This is a genomic window from Sphingomonas bacterium (assembly GCF_903643035.1).
Lineage (GTDB): Bacteria > Pseudomonadota > Alphaproteobacteria > Sphingomonadales > Sphingomonadaceae > Sphingomonas.
In genome coordinates this window covers 1-5,706 of sequence record NZ_CAHJWW010000174.1, presented here as the reverse complement: position 1 = coordinate 5,706, position 5,706 = coordinate 1, and the positions used below count along the sequence as shown (strand labels likewise).

5 protein-coding genes are annotated in these 5,706 nt (G+C 66.6%); all 5 read left to right on the top strand.

Annotated elements, in window-relative coordinates; genetic code table 11:
- The first annotated feature begins 636 nt into the window (after positions 1–636).
- The gene (gene cyoA / locus HUV01_RS11100) at positions 637–1,476 is read left to right on the top strand and encodes a ubiquinol oxidase subunit II (protein WP_174298315.1); all 840 of its coding nucleotides are present in this window, start codon (positions 637–639) and stop codon (positions 1,474–1,476) included.
- Complete coding sequence (gene cyoB / locus HUV01_RS11095; protein ID WP_217430989.1) at positions 1,473–3,482, top strand: cytochrome o ubiquinol oxidase subunit I; 2,010 nt, start codon at positions 1,473–1,475, stop codon at positions 3,480–3,482. Before cyoA ends, cyoB begins: the two co-directional genes overlap by 4 nt.
- Positions 3,479–4,141, top strand: a complete 663-nt coding sequence (locus HUV01_RS11090) for a cytochrome (ubi)quinol oxidase subunit III (RefSeq protein ID WP_254606576.1) — start codon at positions 3,479–3,481, stop codon at positions 4,139–4,141. The genes cyoB and HUV01_RS11090 overlap by 4 nt, the downstream gene beginning before the upstream one ends.
- Entirely contained in the window at positions 4,138–4,530 is a 393-nt protein-coding gene (gene cyoD, locus HUV01_RS11085; protein ID WP_174298313.1) for a cytochrome o ubiquinol oxidase subunit IV, read from the top strand. The genes HUV01_RS11090 and cyoD overlap by 4 nt, the downstream gene beginning before the upstream one ends.
- A 55-nt stretch (positions 4,531–4,585) precedes the next feature.
- The coding region (locus HUV01_RS11080) for an ABC transporter permease (protein WP_174298312.1) at positions 4,586–5,706 on the top strand (1,121 nt) is incomplete at its 3' end.

The following is a 5,706-nucleotide window of genomic DNA, read 5'->3' as shown; positions in this document are numbered from 1 at the left end:
GCCAGCAGGGATCGTGAATCACAAAACCGCCGCCGTGTGAATCCGTGACGATTCAGCTCGCTCGAAAACCGCTCTAGCGGGTCGACCGGCCAGCGAAGCCAATGTCCGCTTCGCGCAATGTGGCGCCCGGAAGCTGCCAGGCTGTAATCGGCCCAACTTCAGTCAATGGGGAGCAGCCGGACGCACAAGCGGTTGTTTGAAGGACGCTCAACCTAACATCGTCACCGTTTATCCTGTCACATTGCCGAGCGCCGCAAATGATCTCACTCGAAAATAGATGAGTACGCTCGGCGGCACGAACCGGCTTAGGTTGTGTCAAGCTACACCTTTCGGCGGTTTGATTGTGAGGAAGTTGAACAGCATTGCCTTCGCAGCTCTGTTTTCAGCCGCGGGCAGGCCGCGATGGGCGATCGGCGTGACGAGTGATCGCCCGAGGGACGTGACCATTTCCGATAGCCGCGTCGCGGCGAGCTCGATCGACTGATCCAGATCAGCGGTGACTGTTGTCCGGCAGCTAATCCCAGTGATCGGAGGTTGCCATCGGCGGCCTCATCCAGGTCGCTCATGATGCGCACGCGAGGCTTGATCAACGACGCGCACCGTTGCCGGACGTCCCTCATCGGCCGCCCTTGGGCCATGACAACGCTCGCCCTGTCGGGCTGCAGCGAGGGGGTGCTCGCGCCCGAGGGGCCCATCAGCGCCGCGGAACGGACCATCCTGATCAATTCGTTGGGCATCATGCTGGCGGTCGTCGTCCCGACCCTGATTGCGGTCGCCGCAGTAGCGTGGTGGTTCCGGGCATCGAACCGCCGGGCGACCTACCTGCCGGACTTCACCTTCTCCGGACAGATCGAGCTCGTCATCTGGGCCATTCCGATGATGGTGGTGCTGCTGCTGGGCGGCATCGCCTGGATCGGCAGTCATGCGCTCGATCCGCCGCGACCGATCGCCTCGCGTGCGCGGCCGGTCCTGGTCGAGGTGGTGTCGCTCGACTGGAAGTGGCTGTTCATCTATCCCGAGCTCGGCATCGCCAGCGTCAATCGCCTGGTCGTACCCGCAGGGACGCCCGTGCGATTTCGGCTGACGTCGGCCAGTGTCATGAACAGCTTCTTCGTGCCGCAGCTCGGCAGCCAGATCTATACCATGGCGGGGATGACGACGCGGCTCAACCTGATGGCCGATCGTCCCGGCCGGTTCGCGGGCATCTCGGCGCATTTCAGCGGCGAACGCTTTTCCGACATGCGGTTCACCGTGTCCGCCCTGCCGCCCGCGCGGTTCGCGTCCTGGGCGTCGGCGACGCGCGGCCGCGGGCCGATGCTCGATGCGCGCGGCTATGCGGCGCTCGCGCGGCGCGGCGTCGCCGTGCCTGGGAACTACGGCGGCGTCGCCCCCGGCCTGTTCGACGCGGTGGTACGGATGCAGGCGCCGCCATCGAACCTGCCGGTCGCGGCCGGCGGATCGCGGACCGAAGGATGAGACTGTTCGGCAAGCTCACCTGGCAGGCGATCCCGATCGGCGAGCCCATTCCGCTGGTCGCGGGCGGCTTCGTGCTGGTCGGCGCGCTCGCCGTGATCGGCTGGATCTTTGCCAAGGGTTATCTGCCCTATCTGTGGCGCGAGTGGATCACCTCGGTCGACCACAAGCGGATCGGGGTGATGTATTGCCTGCTGGCGGGCGTCATGCTGCTGCGCGGCTTCTCCGATGCGATCATGATGCGCACCCAGCTCGCGATGGCGACCGCGGGCGCCCCGGGCTTCCTGCCGCCGGACCACTACAACCAGGTGTTCTCGGCGCACGGCACCATCATGATCTTCTTCGTCGGCATGACCTTCATGGTGGGGCTCATGAACTTCGCGGTGCCGTTGCAACTGGGCGTGCGCGACGTGGCCTTTCCCACGCTCAACTCGGTGTCATTCTGGCTGACCGCGTCGGGCGTGCTGCTGGTCAACGTCAGCCTGGTGGTCGGCGAGTTCGCGCGTACCGGATGGCTCGCCTATCCGCCCTTGTCGGAGCTTGCCTACTCGCCCGGCGTCGGTGTCGACTATTACCTGTGGGCCTTGCAGATCTCGGGCACCGGAACGTTGCTGTCGGGGATCAATCTGGTGACGACCATCCTCAAGATGCGCGCGCCGGGCATGTCGCTGACCCGCATGCCGATCTTCTGCTGGACCAGCCTCGCCTCCAACCTGCTGATCGTCGCGGCCTTCCCGATCCTCACCGCCACCTTCGCGATGCTGCTACTCGATCGCTATCTTGGCTTCCACTTCTTCACCAACGATCATGGCGGCAACGCGATGATGTACTTTAACCTGATCTGGGCATGGGGGCACCCGGAGGTCTATATCCTGATCCTGCCCGCGTTCGGGATCTTCTCCGAGGTGATCTCGACTTTCTCCAGCAAGGCGCTGTTCGGCTATCGCTCGATGATCGCAGCGACGATGGCGATCTGCGTCCTGTCGTTCGTGGTTTGGCTGCACCATTTCTTCACGATGGGCGCGGGCGCCGACGTCAACGGCTTTTTCGGCGTGACCACGATGATCATCGCGGTGCCGACGGGCGTCAAGGTCTTCAACTGGCTGTTCACGATGTGGGGCGGGCGGGTTCGCTACACGGTGCCGATGATGTGGGCGGTGGCGTTCATGCTGACGTTCGTGATCGGCGGGATGACGGGCGTGCTGCTGGCGGTGCCGCCGGCGGACTTCGTGCTGCACAACTCGCTGTTCCTGGTCGCGCACTTTCATAACGTGGTGATCGGCGGCGTGCTGTTCGGGGCGTTCGCCGGCTATAACTACTGGTTTCCCAAAGCGTTCGGCTTCACCTTGCATGAAGGCTGGGGAAAGGCGGCGTTCTGGTGCTGGATCGTCGGCTTCTACCTTGCGTTCATGCCGCTCTATGCGCTCGGGCTGATGGGCATGACGCGGCGGATGCACCATACCGACGATCCCGCCTGGACCCCGCTGCTGCTGGTGGCAGGTGTCGGCGCGCTCGTCATCCTCTGCGGGATCGGCTGCCAGCTCGTCCAGCTCGTCGTGTCGATCCGCACCCGCGATCGGCGCCGGGACGAGACCGGCGATCCGTGGCGCGGGCGGACGCTGGAATGGATGACGCCGTCGCCGCCGCCCGTCTTCAACTTCGCGACCTTGCCCAACGTCGTCGGCGGGGAGGCCTATTGGGGGATGAAGCAGCGTGCGATCGCGGCGGAGAAGCTCGACGACGAGCCTGATCTGACGGCGATCAAGGTGCCCCGCAACAGCGCGACCGGCATCGTCACCGCCTTTTACACGACCGTCACCGGCTTCGCGTTGATCTGGCACATCTGGTGGCTGGCGATCGTCGGGCTGATCGGCGCCTTCGTGACCTTCGTCGTGTTTGCATGGCGGGACGAGAGCAAGGACGAGGTGCCGCTGGCGGAGGTCCGTGCGTCGGCGGCGGCGCTGCGGCGGGTCCAGGAAGCGCTGCTGCGCGACGCGGTGGCGACGTGAGCGCCGGGACGGCCGAACTTCGGGCCGGCGGGGGTGATCCGCATCGGCTGGGGCATGAAAGGCAGGACGATCGGGCGCGCGACGAGGGCGGCATCGCGTCGGAGCGGGTCGTGGTCGGCTACGGCTTCTGGCTGTTCATCGTCTCCGACATCATCCTCTTCTCGGGGTTCTTCGCCAGCTATGCCGTGCTGTCCCGTGCGACGGACGGCGGGCCGACCGCCGCCCAGCTGTTCAAGCTCGATCAGGTCGCGATCGAGACCGCGTGCCTGCTCGTGTCGACCTTGACCTGCGGCATGGCGACGCTCGCGGCCGACGCGCGCAGCCTGCGCTGGACGCAGGTCGCGCTGTTCGTCACCGGGCTGCTCGGCTTCGCCTTCCTGGTACTGGAGGTGCGCGAGTTCACCGAGCTGGTCGGTCGCGGCGCGGGGCCGGACCGCAGCGCCTTCCTGTCCGCGTTCTTCGCGCTGGTGGGGTGCCACGGGCTGCATGTCGGCACCGCGATACTGTGGTGTGGCACGATGATCGCGCAGCTCTGGGCCAAGGGCTTCCGCGACGACATCATGCGACGGCTGTTGTGCTTCACCTTGTTCTGGCACGCGCTCGACATCGTCTGGGTCGGCGTGTTCACCTTCGTCTACCTGCTGGGAGCGCGCGGATGAGCGAGGAGCAGGAGGCGGCTGGCCAGGACGACGCGGCGCCCGGCGATCCGCGCGGCAAGACCCTGCGCGGCTTGCGCAACTATCTGGCGGGCTTCGCGCTCGCGGCGCTGCTGACCACCATCTCGTTCTGGGCGGCGCAAACGGGCGTGTTCTGGCAGCCGGGCGTGGCGATCGGGCTGGCCGTGCTTGCCGTCGCGCAGATCGGCATCCACCTGGTCTTCTTCCTCCATCTCACGACTGGGCGCGAGAACATCAACAACAGCCTGGCGGTGGCGTTCGGCGTGCTCATCGTGACGCTGTTTTGCGGGGGATCGCTGTGGATCATGGCCAATCTGAACACTAACATGGCGCCGATGGACTCGATGACCAACTTGCAGATGCAGCGCTGACCTTGATCGACCCGTGCCTTGTCGGTGCTGCGCCGGGTGGGCGCAGCGAGCCTGCATGAGCGACGGGCCGACCGCCGCGAGCTATAAGCTTCAGGACGAAGGCGACGTGCTCGCCATCGTGCCGTCGGGCGACTGGACGGTGCTCGCGCTGGGCGACGCACCCGTCCGACTTCGGGCGGAGTTGGCGGACCGAACCGACCGGCGCCGCTTCGACGCGCACCAGCTGGGCCGCGTCGACACCGCCGGCGTGTTCGCGCTGATGCGGGTGCTGGGGCGACCCAACGAGACCGGGCTGGAGCTCGATCTTGCGGGACGCGACGAGCTGGAGCGGCTGGCGGACCTCGTCAGCGACTCACTCGATCCCAAGCCGGCCGCCTGGCACGGCAGGTGGTCGCCGCACGTCTTCTTCGAACGGATCGGGCGCGCGACGGTCGGGACAGGCCGCGAGCTCTGGTCGGCGGAGCTGTTCATCGGCCAGCTGATCGTCGCCCTGGCGCGCACGATCGTGTCGCCGCGCCGGCTGCGCCCCATCCCGCTGGTCGCGACGATGCAGCAGGCGGGGCTCGCCGCGCTGCCGATCGTGTTCACCATGACCTTCTTCATCGGCGCGGTGCTGGCGCTGGTCGGCAGCACGTTGCTGACGACGCTCGGCGTCAAGGTCTATGCGGTGGAGCTGGTCGGCATCGGCGTGCTGCGCGAGTTCGGCGCGGTAATTGCCGCCATCCTGCTGGCCGGCCGCTCGGCGTCGGCGTTCGCGGCGCAGCTCGGCTCGATGCGGATGACGCAGGAGGTCGACGCGCTGCAGGTGATGGGCGTCGACCGCTTCGACGCGCTGGTCGTGCCCCGCGTGCTGGCGGCGCTGATCATGCTGCCGGTGATGACCTTGTGCGGCGACGTGGGCGGCCTGTTCGGCGGTATGGTCGTCACCGCGACGACGATGGACATCAGTCCCGCCTTCTTCGTCCAGCGGCTGACCGCGGAAGTTGGGCTGACCCAGTTCTGGGTGGGCATGAGCAAGGCGCCGTTCTTCGCGCTCGTCATCGCCGCGACCGGTTGCCGCCAGGGCCTTGCCACCGGCGGCGACGTCGAGAGCCTGGGCGCGCGGGTGACGGCGGCGGTGGTGCAATCGATCTTCATGATCATCATGTTCGACGCGCTGTTCGCGCTCGTCTACCG